22 protein-coding genes and 2 pseudogenes are annotated in these 19,572 nt (G+C 66.6%); 12 read left to right on the top strand and 12 right to left on the bottom strand.

What is annotated here, in order from left to right:
- Positions 1-11: 11 nt before the first annotated feature.
- Positions 12-428 carry a hypothetical protein gene (locus N8A90_RS14305; RefSeq protein ID WP_262075589.1) on the bottom strand — a complete coding sequence of 139 codons (417 nt, stop codon included), beginning with the start codon at positions 426-428 and terminating at the stop codon, positions 12-14.
- A gap of 64 nt (positions 429-492) precedes the next feature.
- Between N8A90_RS14305 and N8A90_RS14300 the strand changes: the two genes are divergently transcribed.
- Positions 493-840 carry a c-type cytochrome gene (locus tag N8A90_RS14300; RefSeq protein ID WP_262075588.1) on the top strand — a complete coding sequence of 116 codons (348 nt, stop codon included), beginning with the start codon at positions 493-495 and terminating at the stop codon, positions 838-840.
- A gap of 21 nt (positions 841-861) precedes the next feature.
- On the opposite strand, the gene N8A90_RS14295 is transcribed toward N8A90_RS14300, so the two are convergent.
- The gene (locus tag N8A90_RS14295; RefSeq protein ID WP_262075587.1) at positions 862-1,797 is read right to left on the bottom strand and encodes a hypothetical protein; all 936 of its coding nucleotides are present in this window, start codon (positions 1,795-1,797) and stop codon (positions 862-864) included.
- A 198-nt stretch (positions 1,798-1,995) separates the two neighbouring features.
- On the opposite strand from N8A90_RS14295, the gene N8A90_RS14290 reads away from it, so the two are divergent.
- On the top strand, positions 1,996-2,865 hold the full coding sequence (locus tag N8A90_RS14290) for an OB-fold putative lipoprotein (protein WP_262075586.1): 870 nt from the start codon (positions 1,996-1,998) through the stop codon (positions 2,863-2,865).
- Positions 2,866-2,892: 27 nt separating this feature from the next.
- On the opposite strand, the gene N8A90_RS14285 is transcribed toward N8A90_RS14290, so the two are convergent.
- Genes N8A90_RS14285 through N8A90_RS14270 form a run of 4 tightly spaced genes read right to left on the bottom strand, consistent with a single transcriptional unit; the run spans position 2,893 to position 6,143 of the window.
- The gene (locus tag N8A90_RS14285) at positions 2,893-3,699 is read right to left on the bottom strand and encodes an SDR family oxidoreductase (RefSeq protein ID WP_262075585.1); all 807 of its coding nucleotides are present in this window, start codon (positions 3,697-3,699) and stop codon (positions 2,893-2,895) included.
- Complete coding sequence (locus N8A90_RS14280; RefSeq protein ID WP_262075584.1) at positions 3,696-4,307, bottom strand: cysteine hydrolase; 612 nt, start codon at positions 4,305-4,307, stop codon at positions 3,696-3,698. Before N8A90_RS14280 ends, N8A90_RS14285 begins: the two co-directional genes overlap by 4 nt.
- Positions 4,304-4,840, bottom strand: a complete 537-nt coding sequence (locus N8A90_RS14275) for an aromatic-ring-hydroxylating dioxygenase subunit beta (protein WP_410087684.1) — start codon at positions 4,838-4,840, stop codon at positions 4,304-4,306. Before N8A90_RS14275 ends, N8A90_RS14280 begins: the two co-directional genes overlap by 4 nt.
- A complete protein-coding gene (locus tag N8A90_RS14270; protein WP_262075583.1) occupies positions 4,827-6,143 on the bottom strand; it encodes an aromatic ring-hydroxylating dioxygenase subunit alpha in 1,317 nt (438 codons plus the stop codon). Before N8A90_RS14270 ends, N8A90_RS14275 begins: the two co-directional genes overlap by 14 nt.
- A 233-nt stretch (positions 6,144-6,376) precedes the next feature.
- Here N8A90_RS14270 and N8A90_RS14265 point away from each other — a divergent pair, with 233 nt between their 5' ends.
- From N8A90_RS14265 to N8A90_RS14235, 7 genes are all read left to right on the top strand, one after another.
- Positions 6,377-7,564 (top strand): ABC transporter substrate-binding protein, encoded by a 1,188-nt coding sequence (locus N8A90_RS14265; protein WP_262075582.1) that lies wholly within the window; start codon positions 6,377-6,379, stop codon positions 7,562-7,564.
- A gap of 156 nt (positions 7,565-7,720) precedes the next feature.
- The gene (locus tag N8A90_RS14260; RefSeq protein WP_262075581.1) at positions 7,721-8,503 is read left to right on the top strand and encodes an amino acid ABC transporter ATP-binding protein; all 783 of its coding nucleotides are present in this window, start codon (positions 7,721-7,723) and stop codon (positions 8,501-8,503) included.
- A 21-nt stretch (positions 8,504-8,524) separates the two neighbouring features.
- Entirely contained in the window at positions 8,525-9,487 is a 963-nt protein-coding gene (locus N8A90_RS14255; RefSeq protein ID WP_262075580.1) for an aminotransferase class IV, read from the top strand.
- Positions 9,488-9,542: 55 nt separating this feature from the next.
- On the top strand, positions 9,543-10,382 hold the full coding sequence (locus N8A90_RS14250) for a transporter substrate-binding domain-containing protein (protein WP_262075579.1): 840 nt from the start codon (positions 9,543-9,545) through the stop codon (positions 10,380-10,382).
- A 21-nt stretch (positions 10,383-10,403) separates the two neighbouring features.
- A complete protein-coding gene (locus N8A90_RS14245; protein WP_262075578.1) occupies positions 10,404-11,084 on the top strand; it encodes an amino acid ABC transporter permease in 681 nt (226 codons plus the stop codon).
- 6 nt (positions 11,085-11,090) lie between these two features.
- Positions 11,091-11,759, top strand: a complete 669-nt coding sequence (locus tag N8A90_RS14240) for an amino acid ABC transporter permease (RefSeq protein WP_262075577.1) — start codon at positions 11,091-11,093, stop codon at positions 11,757-11,759.
- A 28-nt stretch (positions 11,760-11,787) separates the two neighbouring features.
- The gene (locus tag N8A90_RS14235) at positions 11,788-12,480 is read left to right on the top strand and encodes a GntR family transcriptional regulator (protein ID WP_262075576.1); all 693 of its coding nucleotides are present in this window, start codon (positions 11,788-11,790) and stop codon (positions 12,478-12,480) included.
- Between the two features lie 231 nt (positions 12,481-12,711).
- Here the strand turns inward: N8A90_RS14235 and N8A90_RS14230 are convergent, their stop codons facing one another.
- The 4 genes and pseudogenes from N8A90_RS14230 to N8A90_RS14215 all read right to left on the bottom strand — a co-directional run bounded on the left by N8A90_RS14230 (position 12,712) and on the right by N8A90_RS14215 (position 16,539).
- On the bottom strand, positions 12,712-13,743 hold the full coding sequence (locus N8A90_RS14230) for a DNA helicase UvrD (protein ID WP_262075575.1): 1,032 nt from the start codon (positions 13,741-13,743) through the stop codon (positions 12,712-12,714).
- Complete coding sequence (locus N8A90_RS14225) at positions 13,728-14,249, bottom strand: ATP-dependent endonuclease (protein ID WP_262075705.1); 522 nt, start codon at positions 14,247-14,249, stop codon at positions 13,728-13,730. The genes N8A90_RS14230 and N8A90_RS14225 overlap by 16 nt, the downstream gene beginning before the upstream one ends.
- A gap of 196 nt (positions 14,250-14,445) precedes the next feature.
- Positions 14,446-14,526: pseudogene (locus N8A90_RS14220) on the bottom strand (hypothetical protein); the annotation flags it as partial.
- 195 nt (positions 14,527-14,721) lie between these two features.
- Positions 14,722-16,539, bottom strand: coding sequence for a DEAD/DEAH box helicase (locus N8A90_RS14215; protein WP_262075574.1), 1,818 nt, complete (start codon positions 16,537-16,539; stop codon positions 14,722-14,724).
- 193 nt (positions 16,540-16,732) lie between these two features.
- On the opposite strand from N8A90_RS14215, the gene N8A90_RS14210 reads away from it, so the two are divergent.
- From N8A90_RS14210 to N8A90_RS14200, 3 genes and pseudogenes are all read left to right on the top strand, one after another.
- A complete protein-coding gene (locus tag N8A90_RS14210; protein ID WP_262075573.1) occupies positions 16,733-16,978 on the top strand; it encodes a hypothetical protein in 246 nt (81 codons plus the stop codon).
- Positions 16,979-17,504: 526 nt separating this feature from the next.
- Positions 17,505-17,975 carry a metallophosphoesterase family protein gene (locus tag N8A90_RS14205; RefSeq protein WP_262075571.1) on the top strand — a complete coding sequence of 157 codons (471 nt, stop codon included), beginning with the start codon at positions 17,505-17,507 and terminating at the stop codon, positions 17,973-17,975.
- Between the two features lie 121 nt (positions 17,976-18,096).
- Positions 18,097-18,321, top strand: a pseudogene (locus N8A90_RS14200) (DUF4172 domain-containing protein); the annotation flags it as partial.
- A gap of 61 nt (positions 18,322-18,382) precedes the next feature.
- On the opposite strand, the gene N8A90_RS14195 reads toward N8A90_RS14200, so the two are convergent.
- Positions 18,383-18,559 (bottom strand): hypothetical protein, encoded by a 177-nt coding sequence (locus N8A90_RS14195; protein WP_262075570.1) that lies wholly within the window; start codon positions 18,557-18,559, stop codon positions 18,383-18,385.
- The gene (locus N8A90_RS14190) at positions 18,522-19,502 is read right to left on the bottom strand and encodes an aromatic alcohol reductase (protein WP_262075569.1); all 981 of its coding nucleotides are present in this window, start codon (positions 19,500-19,502) and stop codon (positions 18,522-18,524) included. Before N8A90_RS14190 ends, N8A90_RS14195 begins: the two co-directional genes overlap by 38 nt.
- Positions 19,503-19,572: the final 70 nt, after the last annotated feature.

Here is a 19,572-nt window from a genome sequence, read left to right as displayed (position 1 = left end):
CCAGCGCCGCATCACCCCATGCTGCGCATGCCCTCGTTCATGCGCAGCATTTCGCACGACAGGCGCATGGCCTCGTCGCGGGCGCGCGGGTCGCCCCGCTGCATGCGCAGGAACTGCTCCGCATAGGCATCGGTGAGGGCGGCCCATTGCTCGAAGGGGGCGCCGATCGCCAGCGAGCGGCCCGTCGATTCCAGCACCGGCAACCGGGCGCGCGACGCATCGAGCCTCAGGTCCGATGCGGCGGGGACGAGCGGCCGAGCCAGCCGGGCCAGCAGCCGGAGCACGGTCGCCGCAGAACGGCGCGTGACCGCTGCGCGCTCGAGTGCCTGCCATGCGGAGGTGGAAAAACCGCGGGGCGCATCGGTGAGTGAGGTCTTGGTCACGGTCGTCTTCGTGGCGACCTCGTGCAAGATAGCGTCGGTCGGCATGTGGAAATGATATCAATGAAATGATAAAAGTGAAACCAAAAAATCATTTCGAGGGCGAGCGGTGATGGATTGCGCAGTCGTGGCACTCGGCGTGCGCATCCTTTTGCTCGCCAGTCTGCCGATCGCCACCGCGCAGGCCGCAGACGGGCCGTCCGATGCCCTGCGCCTGAGCGGAAGCTACGGCTGCATGGCCTGCCACGGCATGGTCCGCAAGCAGGTCGGCCCGGGCTTCGCGCAGATCGCGGCGCGCTACCAGGGCGACGCTGCGGCGCCGGCACGGTTGGCCGGGAAGATCCGCGGCGGCGGCGTGGGCGAATGGGGCCGCGTCATCATGCCGCGCCAGCCCAGGATGACGGTGGCGGAATCCGAGACGCTGGCGCGCTGGGTGCTCGCCCAGCCGCCGCAGCCCTGACCCGCTGCGCGGCCCTCGGCGTCAGCGCCGCCGGTACAGCCGTCCGAGCGCCGTGGCCAGCGCCATCGACACCCGCCGCCGCGCCAGCGTCAGGGGCGACAGCGAGGCGAGCGGGCCGCGCGCGAAGCGGTAGAAGGCCTGGCTCGCGATGGACGGCGGCCGCCCGCGCAGCGCACCGCGGAAGTGATGGCCCTGCCAGGGCTTGGCCGCCCCCACCGCATGCGACAGGTGCCGTCCGCCCGGCGCGAAGTCCATCGCCTCGGGGCCCTGCGTGTGCAGTGGCACATCGGTCAGCATCAGCGCGAAGTTGAGCGCGTCCTCGTCCGTCGAGTGGAAGGGATGGCCCGGTGCGCCCAGCTTGCGTTCGCGCAACGCGCCGCCGGCCTGCGCGGCGATTTGCTCGCAGATGCGCTGCCATGCCGCGAGCAGTTCCTCCCGCACCCGTGGCACCCCGATGAAGCCGCTGTTGTAGTAGCGCTCCAGCCCGCGGCGCGGGAACTCGCCCTGCGCGGCGAAGAAGTCGCGCCAGCGTTCGCGCCGCGGATGGTCCGACGGCAGGGCGCCGTCGACGTCTTCGACCAGCGCGACCGCGCCGTCGGCGAACCAGGCTTCGATCTCCGACCACGCGCACTTCACCACCAAGTCGGGGTCGAGGTAGACCACCGCTTCGGCCGCCGGGTCGTGCACCTGCAGCAATGCGCGCATGAAGGCCGGCTTCTGGTAGTTGAGGCTGCGCGGCGGGTCGAGCGCCACGGCGTGCAGCGCCACCTGGGGCGTGACCTGCAGCCGCGCCGCACCGGGATCGAAGCCCGCGTGCCGCGTCAGCCAGCCGGGCAGCGGTCCGCGGTGGCCGACCCACACCGTGCCTTCGTAGCCCGCGGCGATCAGCGAGTTCACGAGTGCCGCCACGCCATGGTGGTAGTGACCCTCGAACAGTGTGCAGACCGCGGTTCTCATGGTCCGCATGATCGCGCATCGGGGCGGCCTTCGTTGCCGGCGCCCTCGGATGCGAAGACCTTGGACTTTAGGGTGTGGGCCGTTTTGCCACGCCGCAAACGTGAAGTTTTCGGCAGTACGGTGGCTTCAGATGACCATGGGCGCACGGCCGTTGACATTGCACAGGCATTCGTCACCCCGCGCCTCGACAATCTGGGCATGACCCGACGCCTCCTCTCCCTGTGTTTTCTGCTGGCGCTCGGCGCCTGCGCGCAGCGAGAGGCGCCGCCCCATGCGCCCATCGATGCGACGCCGCGCGTGCCGGTGCTGGAGTTCCAGGCGCCGCCGGTGGACGTCATCGCGTCACCCGTGCGCTACACGCTGGACCGCCAGTTCACCCCGCTCGTCAACTTCTACCTCGACGACGAAGTGGCGGCCTTCGGGCGCGGCGAGGACACGGCGATCGGCGAACTGTTCAAGCTGGTGGCCGTCACCGCCGAACAGGTGCGAAGCGCCTACGCCAAGGACGCGGCCGCAGGCGACCAGCGTTTTCTCGGCCGGCAGGTGCTGCTCAGCGGCAGTGTCCTGGGCGTGAGCAAGGACGACGACAAGATTCCCTACGTCGTGTTCCGCGACGGCGTGCTGCTCGGCACGAAGGCGCGGCTCGCGCCCGACAGCGTGGCCGTGGCGGCGACCGTCACGAAGGACCAGGAGCTGGCTTTCGTCTGCACCGGGCGCGGCCTCGTCGCCCGCACGCCGCTGTTCGACGACTGCCGCCCGGCGGCCGCCGTGGCGCAGCGCCAGGCCCGGATGCTGGTGAGCGAATTCGCCGGCTTCGCGCGCGGCCAGTCCGTCTCGCCGGAGGCCACGGAGCTGGCCGTCCGCTTCGAGAGCCTGGCCCGTGCCGTGGACGACCGCGTGGATTGCTCGAGCGGCTGCGAGGGCCGCCTGGACCATCGCCATGCCGCCCAGGCCACGACGCTCGGTGCCATCGTCCAGGCGATGCGCGCCGGCGGGTTGCGCATCGACACGGCGACCGAGCGGGCGCTGACGCAGGCGTCGTCGGGGCCGGCAGCGCGAGGAAGCTGAGCCGCCGCAAGGGCTGCAAGGGCGCGCTCAGCGTGCCGGTGGCGCGGGCTCGCCCATCGCCTCGAACCACTCGCGCGGCGACCTGCCCTGGTCCGGCCCCAGGCACGAGAAGCCGCCGTCCACCGGCAGGTCGGCGCCGGTGATCCACGAGGCTTCCGCAGAACATGCGAAGGCCACGGCCGCCGCCACTTCCTCGCCGCGCCCGACGCGGCCCAGCGGATGCACCCGTGCGCCCACCGCATCGGCGCGTTCGAGCGAACCGCCGCTCATGCGCTCCAGCGCGGGCGACCAGGTCCAGGCCGGTGACACGCTCACGCAGCGGATGCCCTGCGGCGCCAGTGCGACGGCGAGGTTGCGCGTGAGCTGCAGCATGCCGGCCTTCGACGCCGGGTAGGTGGCGCGCGCGGCCGCGCCGAACTTGCCGCCCACGCTGCCGAGGTTGACGATCACGCCGCCGCGCGGCATCACCGCGGCGGCCTGCTGCGCGAAGATCGCGGCCGACACCAGGTTGACGTTGAGCGTGCGCAGCCATTGCGCACGCGTCGACGCGATGCCCGCGTCGTCGTACACGCAGGCGTTGTTCACCAGCAGGTCGAGCTGGCCGAAGTGCGCCAGCGTGGCCGCGATGCACTGCGCGATCTGCGCGTCGTCCTCGATGTCGGTGCCGACGTAGAGCGCGGCATCACCCAGTGACGCGGCGATCGCGTACCCCGCTTCATGGTCGATGCCGGCGATCACCACGCGCGCGCCGTGTGCCACCAGCCCGAGCGCCACGTCGCGCCCCAGCCCCTGCGTCGCACCGGTGACGATCGCGACCTTGCCTGCGAGCTTCATACGTGGGCCTCCAGCGTGGCGAAGGCTTCGGCCACGGTCGTGACGCGGGCCACCAGCGCCATGCTGGCCAGCGAGGCGTCGTGCACCGCGCGGTCGGCGGCGGCACAGGCGTCGGCCGCCACGACCACGTCGAAGCCGCGGTCGGCCGCGTCGCGCACCGTGCCCTCGACCACCGAATGCGTGGCCACGCCCGCGACCAGCAGCCGCTTCGCATCGACCAGGCGCAGCAGCTGCTCGACGGGCGTGCCGGCGAAGGCGCTGATGCGTGTGTGCGTCACGACGAACTCGCGCGTGCCCGGCTGCGGCGAGAGCGCTTCCAGAAATTCCGCGCCCCATTCGCCGTCGCGCACCGCACCGAGTTCGACGGTGCGCCGGAAGATCGGCGTGTTGCGCGGGCAGTCGGCGTAGTCGGGGCGGAAGGCGATGCGCACATGCACGATCGGCCAGCTGCGCGCCCGCGCGCCGGCCAGCAGCGCGGCGCCCGCGGCGATCACCTGGTCGCGCACCGGGTCGCCTGCGGCCAGGCCGACGCGGATGCGCCCGTCGGGGTGCAGCGTCTCGTTCTGGTAGTGCAGCGCCAGCACCGCAGTTGTGGACGTGGGTGTCACACGAAGACCTCCAGATTGCCGAACACGCTGTCGCAGTTGACCAGGTTCACGCGCTTGAGCTGCAGGCGCAAGCCGCCATCTTCGGCGCGCGCCAGCTTGTAGAAGACCTGGCCCGCCAGCACGCGCTGCTCCAGCCGGTATTCGACGTAGTGCAGCGTCGCGCACACGATGAGGTGGCCCGCCGCATCGAGCCCGTCGAGCTGGATGTTGCCGACCAGCCGGCTGCTGCGCGTGGGCGGCTGCTGCGACCAGTTGCGCGGGTGCAGCAGGCGTCGCACGCGGGTCTCGCGCAGCATGCGGTCTTCCCAGAACAGCGAGATCTGCGTGAAAGGGTCGGCCTGCGCGTGGTGGCGCGGGATCCAGTAGCGGCCCTCGTCGGTCCACAGCGCCAGCCAGTCATCGAAGCGGCGCTCGTCGAGCAGGCGCGATTCGCGGCCGATGAACTGCGTGGCCTCCTGCGCCAGGGCCGGGTCGGCCGGTGCGGGCGTCAGCGGCGTGGTCGAGACATCGAAGGTGCGGTCAAGCAGCAGCATGCGCGCCCTCCCCGAGCATGTACTGGCGCCACGCCGCGAACTGGTTGCGCATCGGCAGCTCGCTGGTGCCGTTGGTCGACACCGCGCCGTCGGGCAGCACGCGGTCGGTGCCCACGTAGCGGTGCAGGCTCACCCATTCGCCGCCGCGCGTGTTGTTGCCCTGCTGGCAGCGGCGGTACAGCTCCACGTCGTCGGGCATCACGTTCGACGAGGGCGAGTTGATCAGGTTGGCGTAGGTCAGCGCACGGTCGAACACCGCGTCGGGCGCGCCCTTGCAGCGGAACAGCTGGATCTCGATCAGCGTGCGGTCGACCGCCAGCGGGCGGATCACGCGGAACTGCTGGAACACGTTGTGCGGCGAGCCGCTGCCGTAGAGGATGGTGTTGTGCCGGTTCATGCCGAGCACCTCGCGGGCGCGCTCCTCGCCCACCGCGTCGCTCAGGCATTCGAAGTGCGCGCGCGCCACCGGGTCGCGCGTGGCGGCGCCGGGGTCGAAGATGCCTTCCATGTAGCCGTGGCCACCACGGTAGGCGCGCAGCTCCAGCTTTTCCCAGAAGGTGTAGGGCTCGCCGTTGCCGTCCTGGATCAACAGCTCGAAGGGCATCTCGCCGATGGCCGCGGCCTCGTCGCGCGCCGCGCGGAACGACGACTCGTGCGTCACGCGCGCATGCATGGTGTCGTGCAGGTTCTCGTAGAACACCTTCCAGTTCGACTCCTGCATCACGCGGAACACGCCGCCCACCACCTCGACCTCGCCGACGGGCGAGCGGTCGCACAGGTTGTCGATGGAGCTCGCCACGCCGCCGAGGAAGTCGCGCAGGCTCGGGCCCTCGGCACTCTGGCTCGCGAAGACGAAGCCGCGGTAGCTGTCGACGCGCGCCACCGGCGCCATCGAGAACTGCGGGCTGGTCGGGTCGTAGGCCGTGCCCTCGAAGCCGTCGCGCATCGGCGCACCGAGGTGCGTGCCGTCGAGCTTGAAGGTCCACGCGTGGTACGGGCAGCGGAAGAACTTGCCGGCGCAGCCGTCGCCTTCGCTCACCAGCTTGGCGCCCTTGTGCGGGCAGCGGTTGTAGAGCACCTTCACCGCGCCGTCGGCGGCGCGCACCAGCACCACGTCCTGGTCGCCGAGGCGGGTCGTGTGGTAGTCGCCGGTGTTGGGCACCTGGCTGTCGTGGCCGACGTAGATCCACGCGCGGCCGTAGATGCGATCCATCTCCAGCGTGAAGATGGCGGGGTCGGTGTAGACGCGTTTGTTCACGCTGTCGGGCCGCACCAGGGCGGCCAGCTCTTCATCGGCAATCATCGAATGGGTCCTTGTCCGTCCACGACGAAAAGCACCAGTGTGGGGAGATCGTGCGATGCGAACTAGCCGCGATCGGCAAGGGCTTGTCCGGAAACGGCAAGGCGCGGAGGGGCGCGCCGTGCGCTGCGTAAATCGGACAGCCCGCCGCCACGCGCTTGCCGTTTGCGGATAGCTGGCGGCGCCGGTCGACTCCTAGACTTCGCCGCACCCTTGCCCGAACTGGAGCCACCCGCATGCCACGTCCCACCCTGCACCGTCTCGCCCTGGCGGCCACCCTCGGCGGCGCACTGCTCGCCGCCTCCGCTGCGCAGGCGGCCGATGCGATCAAGATCGGCTTCCTCACGACGCTGTCGGGCCCCGGCGCGGTGATCGGCAACGAGGTGCGCGACGGCTTCAACCTCGGCATCAGGAACAGCGGCGACAAGCTCGGCGGCCTGCCGGTGCAGATGGAGATCATCGACGACCAGCAGAAGCCCGAGAGCGGGCTGCAGGCGGTCGACCGCTTCATCAAGCGCGACAAGGTCGACCTGGTGACCGGCGTCGTCTTCAGCAACGTGCTGCTGCCGCTGCTGCCCGGCATCCTGGCGAGCGACACCATCTACCTGAGCCCCAACACCGGCCCGAGCGACTACGCCGGCGCCAAGTGCAACCGCAACTTTTTCGCCGTGGCCTGGCACAACGAAGACATCCCGCAGGCCGTGGGCAAGTACGCGACCGATCGCAAGTTCGCGCGCGTCGCGCTCATCGCCCCCAACTACCCCGGCGGCCGCGAATCGCTGGCCGGCTTCAAGCGCCAGTACAAGGGCGAGATCGTCGAAGAGCTCTACACCAAGATGGGCCAGCTCGACTACGCGCCCGAACTCGCGACGATGCGCGCGGCCAAGCCCGACGCGGTGTTCTTCTTCCTGCCCGGCGGCATGGGCGTGAACTTCATCAAGCAGTTCGGCGCCTCCGGCCTGTCGAAGCAGGTGGCGCTGCTGGCGCCGGGCTTCTCGGGCGACGAAGACACCATCGGCGCCATCGGCGAGCCGATCGTCGGGCTCTACAACGCGTCGCAGTGGGCGTCGGACCTGCCCAACGCCGCCAACCAGAAGTTCGTCGCCGACTTCCGCAAGGCCTACGGCCGCGCGCCCACGCTGTATGCATCGCAGGCCTACGACACCGCCATGCTCATCGACAGCGCCGTGCGTGCCGTCGGCGGCAAGGTCGAGGACAAGGACGCGTTGCGCAAGGCGCTTCGCAAGGCCGACTTCGCCTCGGTGCGCGGCCCGTTCAGGTTCAACACCAACCAGTTCCCGATCCACAACCTGTACATGCGCGTGGTTGAGAAGGACGCGCAAGGCAAGTTCGCGAACAAGCTGGTCGGCACGATCATGACCGACCACGCGGACCCGTTCGTGGGCGAGTGCGCGATGAAGTGATGTGAGCGGGCCGGGCGCGCCGGGCGCGCGTCGCTGACACAAGGGTCGGAAAGCGCCGGCGCACCGGGTTGGCGCGCTGGCGCAGGCACGCCGCTTGCTTGGGTCGTAGAACTACCGATTGTCGATTGTTCGACAATCGCTACGCTCCAAAGCCCCATGACCGCCACACCGCCCATCCTCCAGATCCAGGCCCTGCACAAGCGCTTCGGCGACCACGCCGTGCTGCGCGGCATCGACCTCGACGTCCAGCCGGGCGACCGCATCGCCATCATCGGGTCGAGCGGCTCGGGCAAGAGCACGCTGCTGCGCTGCCTCAATTTCATGGAGATGCCGTCGGCCGGGCGCGTCGTGCTCAAGGGCCGCGCCATCGGCACGGCGGCGGGCGCGGGCGGCGAGGTGCGCTACGGCCAGGCCGAGTTGAGCGAGGTGCGCAAGCAGGTCGGCATGGTGTTCCAGCAGTTCAACCTGTTCCCGCACATGACGGTGCTGCAGAACGTCATGGAGGGGCTGGTCACGGTCAAGCGGGTGTCGGCGGCCGACGCACGTGAGCGCGCACTGCGCGAATTGACGAAAGTGGGCCTCGCCGAGAAAGCTAACGCCTACCCCGGCCACCTGTCCGGCGGCCAGCAGCAGCGCGTGGCCATCGCCCGCGCGCTGGCCATGGAGCCGGAGGTGCTGCTGTTCGATGAGCCCACCTCCTCGCTCGACCCGGAGCTGGTCGGCGAGGTGCTGTCGACCATCCTGGCGCTCGCCAAAGAGGGCCGGACCATGCTGCTGGTGACCCACGAACTGGGCTTCGCCTATCACTTCGCCACCAAGGTCGTCTTCCTCGCCGACGGCCAGCTGCACGAAACCGGCACGCCCGACGAGGTGCTCAAGCACCCGAAGCAGGAACGGACGCAGCGCTTTCTCGAGCGCTTCACCGCTTTCCATTTCTGAACGAACCGATCCCGAAAAACCATGTCCGTCGACAGCGCCTCCTCCCAGCTTTCCAAGACCAGTTCCCAGGCCTACACCCCCGACGACCGCAACGACGCGGTGCTCGTCTACGTCAACGGCCACTTCGTGCCGCGCCAGCAGGCGACCGTGTCGGTGTTCGACGCCGGCTATGTCTGCGGCGACGGCGTGTGGGAAGGCGTGCGGCTGGTCGATGGCCGCATCGTGTCTTTCGACGCGCACATCGACCGCCTGTGGGAAGGCGCCAAGTCGATCTCGCTCGACATCGGCATGAACAAGGAGCAGATCAAGAAGGTCGTGACCGACACGTTCCTTCGCAACAACATGCGCGACGGCGCGCACGCGCGGCTGATGGTCACCCGCGGCGTGAAGAAGACGCCCAACCAGGACCCGCGCTTCATCATCGGCAGCGCCACCATCGTGTGCGTGGCCGAGCACAAGGTCGTCACGCCCGAGGCCAAGCAGAAGGGGCTGAAGCTCTTCACCTCGACCTTCCGCTGCAGCGGGCCCGACGTGTTCGACCTGCGGCTCAATTCGCACAGCCGGCTCAACTTCATCCAGGCGCTGATCCAGGCGATCCAGGCCGGCGCCGACGAGGCGCTGATGCTCGACCCGCACGGCTTCGTCGCCAGCTGCAACTCGACCAACTTCTTCGTCGTGCGCAACGGCGCGCTGTGGACGTCGTCGGGCCGCTACTGCTTCAACGGCATCACCCGCGCCACCATCGCGCGGCTGGCGCGCGAAGCGGGCATCGAGGTCTTCGAAGGCGACTTCACGCTGGCCGAGGTGTACGCCGCCGACGAGGCCTTCGTCACCGGCACGCTGGCCGGCATCACGCCGGTGCAATCGGTCGACGGGCGCGCGCTGGTGCCGGGCGGCCCGGTCACGCAGCGGCTCGACGCGCTCTACCGCGCCTACATCGCGAGCGACAGCGACGCGCACGGCACGCTGCCGGGCGCCGAGTGATTTCCCTTTCACCCCACGTTCACCCCACCTCCCTCAACCTGCCACCGGAAACACCATGAACGCCCACACCTCGTTCCTGCGCCGTGCCCTCACCGTCACGCTCGCCACCGCCCTGTCGCTCGGCAGCCTTGCCGCGTCCGCGCAGACCCTGCAGAAGGTCAAGTCGGCCGGCGAGCTGCGCATCGGCGTCGCGCCCGGCGACCCGTGGTACTTCCGCGATCCGGCCGCCGACAAGTGGACCGGCCTGGGCGTGCTGCTGGGCGAGCAGGTCGCCAAGGAGATGGGCGTGAAGATGACGCCGGTCGAGACCACCTGGGGCAACAGCGTGGCCGCGCTGCAGTCGGGCCAGATCGACGCGATGTTCGTGCTCGACGCCACCGAGGAGCGCAAGAAGGCGCTCGACTTCCCGGCCAACCCGCTGCTCTGGTACGCGCAAGGCGTGCTCACGAAAGACGGCCTCGCCGCCAAGAACTGGGCCGACCTCGACAAGCCCGACGTGCGCATCGGCGTGGCCCTGGGCACCGCCACCGACCGCGACCTGACCGTGCGCCTGCCCAAGGCCAAGATCGAGCGCTTCACCAACACCGACGAGACCGTGGCCGCCTTCATGTCGGGCCGCGTCGACGCCATCGGCTTCTATCACCCGGCGCTGGTCATCGCGTACTCGAAGATCCGCAAGGGCAAGGTGGTGGTGCCGCAACCGGTCGTCGCGCTGCCGACCAGCGTGGGCATCCGCCGCGAAACCGACACCGCCTTCCGCGACCAGCTCAACACCATCGTCGGCAAGCTCTACACCTCGGGCCAGACGCAGGCGCTGTACGCGCAGTACCTGAAGACCAAGAACATCGACGCGGCCACCGTGCCGGGCGTGATGAAGGAAACGCTGGGTCAGTAAAGCGAGTCAAGCGGCAGAACGATGAACTACGAATGGGACTTCAGCGGCGTCTGGGCGCACCGCGACATGCTGATGGCCGGCTTCGTCGGCACGATGAAGATCGCGGCCGTCGCCATCGCGGTGGGCGTGGTGTTCGGCATCGTGCTGGCCACGCTGCGCCTGTCGGGCAAGCGCTGGCTCGCACTGCCCGCCCTGTGGTTCATCGAGTTCTATCGCAACACGCCGCCGCTGGTGCACTTCTTCTGGGCCTTCTATGCCCTGCCGGTGCTCATCGGCGTGAGCCTCGACCCTTACGTGGCGGCCGTCATCGCGCTGTCGACGCAATCGGGCGCTTTCTTCGCCGAGGTGTTCCGCGGCGGCGTGGCGTCGGTCGAGCGCGGCCAGTGGGAAGGCGCCCGTGCCATCGGCATGCAGCCGCACCAGGCGCTGCGCCGCGTGGTGCTGCCGCAGGCCATGGCGCGCATGGTGCCGCCCTTCATCGAACGGTCTTTCGAGCTCATCAAGACCACCGCGCTGGCGTCGACGCTGGCGTATTCCGACCTGCTGTACCAGGCGATGCAGGTCAACTCCATCACCTTTCGCCCGCTCGAGGTCTACACCGTGGTCGCGGCCATCTTCTTCTGCACGCTGCTGGTGCTGAGCATCGGCGCCCGCGCGCTCGAACACCGGTTGGGCGTGTCGACCCGGCCGCAGGGAGCCTGACCCGCCATGGACTTCACCTGGGATTTCTCGGCCGTCTTGCAGAACTGGCCCGTGCTGCTGCGCGGCGTGGGCGTCACGGCCGGCCTGTGGGCGGTGGCCTTTCCGGCGGCGATGCTCGTCGGCGTGCTCATCGCGCTGGGCGCGCGGTCGGGCAACCGCTGGGTCGGCGCGGCGGCGCGCGGCTACATGGAACTGTTCCGCAACATCCCCATCCTCATCCAGCTGGTGTGGTTCTTCTATGCGTTCCCGATCGTCACCGGCGTGCAGCTGAGCCCCTACGTCGCGGCCCTGCTGGGACTCACGCTCAACGCGTCGGCGTACTGCTCGGAGATCTTCCGCGGCGGCATCGCGTCGCTGCCCAAGGGCCAGTGGGAAGGCGCGCTCGCCATCGGTATGCAGCGCACGCAGGTGCTGCGCCGCGTGGTGCTGCCGCAGGTGCTCAAGCGCATGTTGCCGGCCTTTACCAACCGCGGTATCGAGCTGGCGAAGAACACCTCGGTCGCGTCCGTCATCGCCGTGCACGAGCTGATGTACCAGGGCCGCGCGCTCAGCGCCGTGTCGTACCGGCCGCTGGAAATGCTCACCGCCGTGGCCGTGATTTACTTCGTGCTCATCTACCCCGGCGCCTGGGCCGCGGGCCGACTTGAAAAACGTTTAGCGTTGCGCAGCGCCTGAGCGCCACACGAACGAACACCTCACCCTGATGGCGACCCATACCCCTCTCCCCGACTTCGCACCCGCGCCTTCTGCCACCCGCCGCGACTACGTCGCCCAGACCCTGCGTACCGCCATCCTCACAGGCCAGATCGCGCCCGGCACCCAGCTGGTCGAAAGCCACTTCGCCACCCAGTTCGGCGTGAGCCGCGGCCTGCTGCGCGAAGCCATCCGCGAGCTCATCGAAACCGGCCTGGTCGTGAACCGCCCCTACGCCGGCACCTACGTCGCCGACATCGACGAAAACACGATGAGCGACGTGTACGAGGTGCGCCGCATCATGGAGAAGCAGGCCTTCATCCGCCTCTGGCCACAACGCGACGCCGCGTTTCGCACCGAGATGACCGCCCGCTACGAAGCCCTGGCCGAGGCCGTCGCCAACCGCGACCTCAACCGAGAAAGCGCCGCCGAGGCGCACTTCCACGGCCTGGTCTACGAACGCTGCGGCAACCACCTGCTGCTCGACGTGTGGCAGCAGATGACGCAAAAGATCCAGCTCGGATTCGCCGTGTGCCGGCTTACGCACACGCCCAAGCCGGACTATGCGGAGAACCACCAGCTGTTCCTGAAGCTGGCGATTGGGGATGACCTGAACGCGATGCTGGAGGAACTGGATGCGCATTTGCTGCGCGGGTTGTCGACGATTCGGGCGGCGTTGAGGCGAACGGCGGCACGGGTTTAGTCCGCCCTGCGAAAGCGTGGACGGGTGGGTACTCGCTGGCTTCTGATAGACGGCTTCAGACTGGTTGCTGCCGTTCGGCCTCAGGGAGTCGAACGACAGCTGTGCCCCCTTTCCCATTGCTCAGCCAGCTGCCAAAGTCTGCTCGTGGCAACTAACAACCTGTGGTGAGCGCCAACGCGATGGATGCGGCGACTGCGCCCAAGCCGCCGCCTCTCGTGAGGCGCGTAGTACTCAGGAGCGCTTGTAGACCTTTAGCAGGGATTCAGGGACGAACGTAAGGTTGCCTCTCGCGCGGGAACAGGCGACGTATAGTTTGTTGCGCGTCTCTGGATTGATGTCACGAAAGCTACCGGCGTCCCATGCTTTCACATTGCCAGGATTCAGCACCACGCACACGTGTTCGTAGCGGTCCATGCCTTTTGACGCGCCCCAGTTCTGGGAGAAGCAGCCGTACTTCTGGTGTTCCTTGTAGAACAGCTTGACGGTCCCAGAATCCCGGTAGACGGCCGCAACTGCTGCAGGGTCGTCCTCGAAGCGCACGATGCTGGTGCGGTCGTCATGCGCCTGGATGTCGATGCCGATCTTCTGGGAGATGAAGTCGCAGACGCTCTTGCTGCAGCGGCGGCTGCGCTTGAGGCTGTCGGTATCGACCTTCAGTCGAGCCCGCTCGAACTTCTTCTTGTAGACGTCGTAGCTCGCATGCAGGTTGGCATTCACGTTGCCGTCACGGCTCGTGTCGAAGGTGTGCTGGTGGAAGTCGCCGACGAAGCTCATGTTCACCTGGGCCGCGCTGATGTCCAGCAAGAAGTTGAAGTCATGCCCACCGAAATCCTGGACCTCGTCGACGAAGAAGACATCGAAATACTTTTCGATCCGGGCTACCACCGCAGGGACTAAGCCGGACTGCTCGATGAACTTGGCAAGGCGGTTCGCGTAGAGCCACCGGCCGGCCGACATATAGCGCCGGTCATTGGTCAGGGGGTATACCGGAAACCGCTCAGGCGTGTTGAAGGTGATGCCGCGCGTGTTCTTTTTGGAGCGCAGGAACGGCCGATAGCAGAAGCTGTGCAGGAACCGGAAGTAGGTGTAGATAGCGATGTTCGGCGGCAGGTAGCCGAAGCGTTCGATGACCTTGACGCGCAGGTTGTCGTAGTTGGCCTCGGTGTACGTGACCAGCAAGAAGCGCCGCGCCTCGTCCAGCGCATTGACAAGGCGGGTGGTTTTGCCCGACCCGGCAACCGCAAAGACTACGCTCTTATCCATGCCACCGCCTGCTGGATGTAGCCCGGGGCTGCCAGCACGGCGCCCTTCTTCTCCAGCAACTGGAACGCGGCATCGGTCTTGTTCTTCAGCATGTAGTCCTCGACGCTCAGGGTTTTGCGGCCCGCCGCGAACAGCTCTTCGCAGGCGGCCCGGTTGTCCTGGTACATGCAGACTTCAAAGGTATTGCGGGCGTTGTCGGGATCCGCGAAGACTTGGATGGATGCAGACACGTGGTCTACGTAGTTCGCGACGCAGTTGGCTGCATGGTCCTTGTCGTTGTCGCGGATTACCGCGACCTTGATGCCCAGCAGCTTGGCAAGTTCGAGGTAGCGCTTGAAGCTGGTGCCATCGACCGAGATCACATGGATGCCGTCGGCATCCAGGCTGCGCCCGGGTGTGCTGATCTCGTAGAGGGCCTCCATCAAGATGAACTCCGCGTCTCCCTCGACCAGGATCGCCTTCTTGCACAATGCCAGCTCCAGGACGTTGTTGTCGGGCGCCTTCATGAAAAACTCGGCGGTGCCCGGGTTGAGATTTTTCAGGCTGGCCGGCTGCGTCGGGTTCAGCGATCTTCCTCGCGCCGGCGAGGAACTCGGCGATGCAGTAGGTGTTGAACAGCGCTTCGAGTCCGATGCCCTCTACCTTGCTGCGACTGGCGCTCAGCACGATGTCTATGGCCTGCAGCACCGAACTCTTGCCGGCTTCGTTGCCGCCAACCAGGATGTTCAGCTCTGGATCAAATTCCAGTTCGAGCGCCTTAAAGCGCTTGAAATTCTTTAGCACCAACCGCCGTATCGTCCCCACATTCTTCTCCTCGCATTTAGTTCTGATCCGAATCGGATTGTCTGCAATGCCGGCGTGATTCGCCCGCCGGTTCGTTCGCCATAGCAATCCCGGAGCGCGCGGCCGCGTTGCCTCAGCTTGTCGATCTCGGTGGCGAACTGCTGATTCACGGTGAGCGCGTGACGCCTCGGCCAGTCACGCTGGCGTCGTCGTCGCAATAAGAAGTCTCTGTGTAGCTCGCGTCGCCGCCACATAAAGCAGCCGCGCTTCCGCTTCCACGTCGTCCTGCTTGGTAGACGATTCGTTGAGCCCCATTACCGCCACGATCGGAAACTCCAAGCCCTTGCTGACATGCATCGTCATCACCTTGATGCTGTCCTCCAGTGGCCTGAAATCCCCCGACCTGTGGCGCACCTGATGCGGCAATCTGCGACGCGTCAGCGCACGCGCGCATTCCTCCATCCCGTCGTGGTGCCGACATAGCACGGCCATGTCGCCCCACGCATGCCCTTCCTGATGCGCCGCACTCAGCAACTCGGCCACCTTCGCGGCTTCCTCGTGCAGCGTCGGCAGGTTGATCACCATCGGCTCCGGCCCTTCGCGGCCGCAGCTCACGGGTAACAGCAGCGGGATGCCGTCTTCGCCTTGCTCGGAGTTCTCGGCGGTGAGCAGGCCGCCCGCGATCTGGCTGGCGGTCTGCAGGATCTGCCGCGTGTTGCGGTAGTTGATCTTCAGCACCGTGGTGCGCCCTTGCGCCTGGATGCCGACGCTCTTGAAGCTGAACTGCTTGCTGCGCTGGCGCTCGTAGATGCTCTGCGCGTCGTCGTACAGCAGCAGCAGGCTGTTGGTGCTTGGGTCGACCATCTGCGTCACCAGCTTCAGCCATTCGGGGCGGAAGTCGTGGCCTTCGTCGATGAGCACGGCGAGGTACTGGCCCGAGGGGATGTGTTTGCGGTCGACGGCGCGGATCACGCGGTCGACCATGTCATCCATCTTGGCGCCGGTCGCCATCTTCTGCGGCGGCAGTTCCTGGCCAAAGGCGACGAGTTGCTGCCGGCACCACTTGTGGAAGTTGCGCACGTGCACGCGCTCGGTCAGGCCCTTGGCTTCCATGACCGAGGCGAGCTTCACGGCCAGCGGCTCGTTGTAGCAAAGCACGAGCACGGGCTTGGCTGCGTTCGCGGCCTGGGCCAGGAATTCGGCGCGGTAGCCGAGGATCATGGTCTTGCCCGAGCCGGCCACGCCGTGGATCACGCGGTGGCCGTCGCCCAGGCTGCGTGCCAGTTGCTCCTGCTGCAGGTCCATCACGCTCAGGATGCTGGGCAGTGCGCGTTCGACCGCTTCGTCCTGGTCAGCGTTGCTGCTGTCGAAGAGGCTCCGCTGCGAGTTCACGCGCACCTCGGGGAACAGCAGCCATCGCACGCGGTCGATCTGCGGCAGGGTCAGCGCGCCGCGCATGAGCATGGGGAACATGCCCCAAAGACGGCTTTGAAGCGCTTCGGGGTCTGCGCTCTCCTGCATCTCGTCGGCGCACAGCACGCGGTGGCCGTCGATGGCGTGTTGCAGTCCGCTGGATTCGAACTGCCGTCGCGTGATGTGGCTGAAGACGACGCCGTAGCTCCACGGAAAGGTCAGCATGCCCTGCCACTTGCCGCTGGGTTGCACCAGTTGCGGGTCGCGCTTGAGCGCGTCGACCACTTCCTCGGCGTAGTGCCGCGCCTGCTCGAAGGGGTTGTTGACCGACTTCAGTTCGCCGCCGGGCACGATCTCCCACATGCCGCGGGTGGCCTTCTGGATGGTTTCGAGCCGCCAGTCCTTCACCTCCAGGATGAGCAGCCCGCGCAGCGGGTGCAGCACGATGAAGTCGGGGTGCGAGCGTTTCGGCCCGACCGGCACGTCGTACCAGAGCAGGTAGTCGCTATCGAGCTTCTGTTCCAGCCGTTCGGCCAAGCGACGCTCGCCCGTGGTCATGCGGGACGCGCTGGCACTCAACGAGGGGATGAGGACGGCCATGGTTTGCCTGAGGCAGCATTTGTTTACAAACGATCATGCCTGCCTGAGCGCCGTCTGACTAGACCTGCAAACGCGCGCTGTCCGTACTGGGATGTGACTTTGTGCCGTCCGCACGCGGGCGGCAACGTGGCTGATAAATTCCGACTGAAGTCAGCCTCGCGGTGACGCACTCCCTCGCTATGGAAGCACTTGGATGGAAGCGCTTGTCGAAATTTTCTTGGTACTGACCGGCAAGATGCTGGTGTTCCTACTGTCCTTCGGTGCGTGGCGGTCGGAATCGATGATGGGCAACGAATCCAATGTTCATGCAGCCGCAGGCGCATTGAGTTTCGTCCGGGATGGTCGGAGAGTCGTTACCGTAACCGGACAACAAGTGGCTGGAATGGCGTTCTACGGTTTGCTGATCGCTGGTTTTCTCCTGGCCGTGTCGCTTCTATGAATGACAGCTTTTGCTGCCACACACCTTGTCATCCAAGCCCACTGCCTTCCCCGCCGAAACACCTGAGTTGGCCGATGCGGCCATAACGCAGAAGTCGCGCGCGCGCTCGAACAGATCCCAGAGAAACATTCGCCTCTTTGTCGGTTTTGCAGGTGGGTTCGTATCCTGCGCTGCGGTTGCTTTGTTGCTAGGCGCCAGTCCTTGGCATGGCGACAAGTGGTTTCTTCTTTGCTCGGTAGTTGGTGCTGTGGCCGGCTCGCTGTTGGCGTCTAAGCTGAGTCAGCAGAAAGCAGCCTGTCCCGCGTGCAAACACAGCTGGGAAATTAAAGAAGGGCGCGCTGTCCCGGTGAACGAGCGGATGGAAACTTGGGACAAATGTCCCGGTTGTGGCCTCCTGATGGCCGATTGGGCGTTGCGACGTGCGTCCGAAGGAAAGCCGCGTCTCTAACTGCGCCGCTAGCTTCAGTAGGGGTCCAGGCGACACGCCACCTGCGATCGATGGCGTCGGCGCCGACACAATTCCCCCATGCTCCGCATCGCCCTCATCTCCGACACCCACAACCTCCTGCGCCCCGAAGCGCTGGCCTTCCTTGCCGGTTGCGACCAGATCGTCCACGGCGGCGACATCGGCGGGCCGGACATCCTGGCGCGGCTGGAGGCGATTGCGCCGGTGAGCGTGGTGCGCGGCAACAACGACAGCGCGCCTTGGGCGGCGGACATTCCGGTGTCGCTGACGGTGATGCTGGGCGGCGTCGCGGTGCATGCGGTGCACGACATCGCTGATCTGCAACTGGGGCCGGCCGATGCCGAAGTGCGGGTGGTCGTCTCAGGCCATTCGCACAAGCCGTCGATGGTCGAGCGCGACGGGGTGCTGTTCATCAACCCCGGCAGCGCGGGGCCGCGTCGGTTCAGCTTGCCGATATCGGTGGGTGAACTGGTGATCGACGATGGCCGCGTGACGCCGCGGCTGGTCACGCTGGCTTTGCCGCCGCAATAAACCTGATGCGGCGACCTTTACCTTGTCAACGCACACGCGCTTTGCGGCTAATCGCCGCACGTCATGCGGCGATTCGAAGCGCAATCCCCGCATGCCTTCGTCTCTCGAGCCGCTCTACATCTGGCAGCGCGGGTCGGGCGTGTCGTTCAACGAGCGGCAGATCAAGCTGCTCGACGGCTTCGACGACAAGCTCAGTTCGGGCAAGTGGGCCGCCATCGCCAAGTGCTCTGCCGATACGGCGCTGCGCGACATCAACGACCTGCTGGCCAATGGCGTGATCGTGAAGTCGTCTGCCAACGGGCGCAGCACGCATTACGGACTCGCCAAACACGGTGCGCTCAATTAGCGCGGTGCCGTCGTGTCGCTCGCCGTCGCGTCACCAGGATTGCCCATGCCCCGCATCGCCCTCATCTCCGACACCCACAACCTCGATAGCCGCAACCGCTGATGCCAAATGTCTCGTCCGTCGACCGATGACGAGACCCGCCATGATGACGGGCCACCGGAATCATCAACGCCGCGCCAAGGATGCGCGCGTGCAGCATCTCACTCCAGCTCATCCCCGCGACGAACCGCTCTTTCAACGCGCCGGTGACTGAGCAAGCCCTGACGCGTGAGAAGGTACGACTCGACGTCCACTGTGTCGAGACCCTGGCGCGTGTTGAAGGTCAGGGATTGATCCCACCACATGCCGGCTCCGAGTGCGAAGGCTGCTCGGTAGCGGGTCATCACGTCGTCGGGAGCCGCAGCCAGATCTGCGCGCAGCTTGTCGATATCCCACTCGATCTTTTCGAACGCCCGACCGGTGACCCGTTCGACCACGTCGGCCAGTCGGCCGTACGAGATCGTGTCCCCCGCGACATACACGACCTCATCGACGATCCGTGGCTCCGCCAACAGAATCTCCGTGGTCAGCTTGCCAACGTCTTCCGGGGTCGTCACCGTCACCTTCGTGTCCCAACTGCCGAGACCGTGCACCGTGCCACGCTCGAGATTGACGACATCGAACGCAGGCTCGAACAGGAAGCTCGTGAACATGCCCGTCGACACGATCACCCATTCGGTGGCTGTTTGCGCACGGAGCACCTTGCGAACCGCGTACTGCTCATCGAACACGGGCTGGCCGCTTCCCTGCCCGACCACGTCGTAGTCGACGCCGAACTGCCAAGGGAAATAACGCCTGACACCCGCGTCGAGCACGGCCTGCGTGATCTTCAACTGCGTTCCGGGGCCAGCGACGAATCCCGTGCAGTTGATGACCGTTCTGAATCGTTTGAACAGTGCCGTCAGTGCTTCTCCGTCGCTCGCGAGATCGAAGCCGATGACCTCAGCACCGAGCCCGCGAAGTTCCGACAAGTGTTCCAAGTCCTCTTCGGATGGATTGGCGATCGTCGCGGGCGCGACCGCAACGGTGAGTGGGGTTCTGGCATTGCGAACGCGGGGTGCGAGGGCCCGCAAGACGGCCATGCCGAGCTGTCCTGCCCCCAGGACGATCATGTCCTCGATATCGACTTTCTTGTCATTCATGCGTATTCCTTGTCTGCTGCTCAATGCGCTTCCGTCCATGATTCCGGCGTGGCCGGGTGAAGTTCAATGG

Source organism: Variovorax sp. N23 (assembly GCF_025486315.1).
Lineage (GTDB): Bacteria > Pseudomonadota > Gammaproteobacteria > Burkholderiales > Burkholderiaceae_C > Variovorax.
This window is presented reverse-complemented; position numbering and strand designations above follow the sequence as displayed.

Coding starts and splice junctions, on each gene's coding strand:
- N8A90_RS14305 (WP_262075589.1), bottom strand. CDS start 428: ATGCCGACCGACGCTATCTTGCACGAGGTCGCCACGAAGACGACCGTG.
- N8A90_RS14300 (WP_262075588.1), top strand. CDS start 493: ATGGATTGCGCAGTCGTGGCACTCGGCGTGCGCATCCTTTTGCTCGCC.
- N8A90_RS14295 (WP_262075587.1), bottom strand. CDS start 1,797: ATGAGAACCGCGGTCTGCACACTGTTCGAGGGTCACTACCACCATGGC.
- N8A90_RS14290 (WP_262075586.1), top strand. CDS start 1,996: ATGACCCGACGCCTCCTCTCCCTGTGTTTTCTGCTGGCGCTCGGCGCC.
- N8A90_RS14285 (WP_262075585.1), bottom strand. CDS start 3,699: ATGAAGCTCGCAGGCAAGGTCGCGATCGTCACCGGTGCGACGCAGGGG.
- N8A90_RS14275 (WP_410087684.1), bottom strand. CDS start 4,840: ATGCTGCTGCTTGACCGCACCTTCGATGTCTCGACCACGCCGCTGACG.
- N8A90_RS14270 (WP_262075583.1), bottom strand. CDS start 6,143: ATGATTGCCGATGAAGAGCTGGCCGCCCTGGTGCGGCCCGACAGCGTG.
- N8A90_RS14265 (WP_262075582.1), top strand. CDS start 6,377: ATGCCACGTCCCACCCTGCACCGTCTCGCCCTGGCGGCCACCCTCGGC.
- N8A90_RS14260 (WP_262075581.1), top strand. CDS start 7,721: ATGACCGCCACACCGCCCATCCTCCAGATCCAGGCCCTGCACAAGCGC.
- N8A90_RS14255 (WP_262075580.1), top strand. CDS start 8,525: ATGTCCGTCGACAGCGCCTCCTCCCAGCTTTCCAAGACCAGTTCCCAG.
- N8A90_RS14250 (WP_262075579.1), top strand. CDS start 9,543: ATGAACGCCCACACCTCGTTCCTGCGCCGTGCCCTCACCGTCACGCTC.
- N8A90_RS14245 (WP_262075578.1), top strand. CDS start 10,404: ATGAACTACGAATGGGACTTCAGCGGCGTCTGGGCGCACCGCGACATG.
- N8A90_RS14240 (WP_262075577.1), top strand. CDS start 11,091: ATGGACTTCACCTGGGATTTCTCGGCCGTCTTGCAGAACTGGCCCGTG.
- N8A90_RS14235 (WP_262075576.1), top strand. CDS start 11,788: ATGGCGACCCATACCCCTCTCCCCGACTTCGCACCCGCGCCTTCTGCC.
- N8A90_RS14230 (WP_262075575.1), bottom strand. CDS start 13,743: ATGGATAAGAGCGTAGTCTTTGCGGTTGCCGGGTCGGGCAAAACCACC.
- N8A90_RS14225 (WP_262075705.1), bottom strand. CDS start 14,249: ATGAAGGCGCCCGACAACAACGTCCTGGAGCTGGCATTGTGCAAGAAG.
- N8A90_RS14215 (WP_262075574.1), bottom strand. CDS start 16,539: ATGGCCGTCCTCATCCCCTCGTTGAGTGCCAGCGCGTCCCGCATGACC.
- N8A90_RS14210 (WP_262075573.1), top strand. CDS start 16,733: ATGGAAGCGCTTGTCGAAATTTTCTTGGTACTGACCGGCAAGATGCTG.
- N8A90_RS14205 (WP_262075571.1), top strand. CDS start 17,505: ATGCTCCGCATCGCCCTCATCTCCGACACCCACAACCTCCTGCGCCCC.
- N8A90_RS14190 (WP_262075569.1), bottom strand. CDS start 19,502: ATGAATGACAAGAAAGTCGATATCGAGGACATGATCGTCCTGGGGGCA.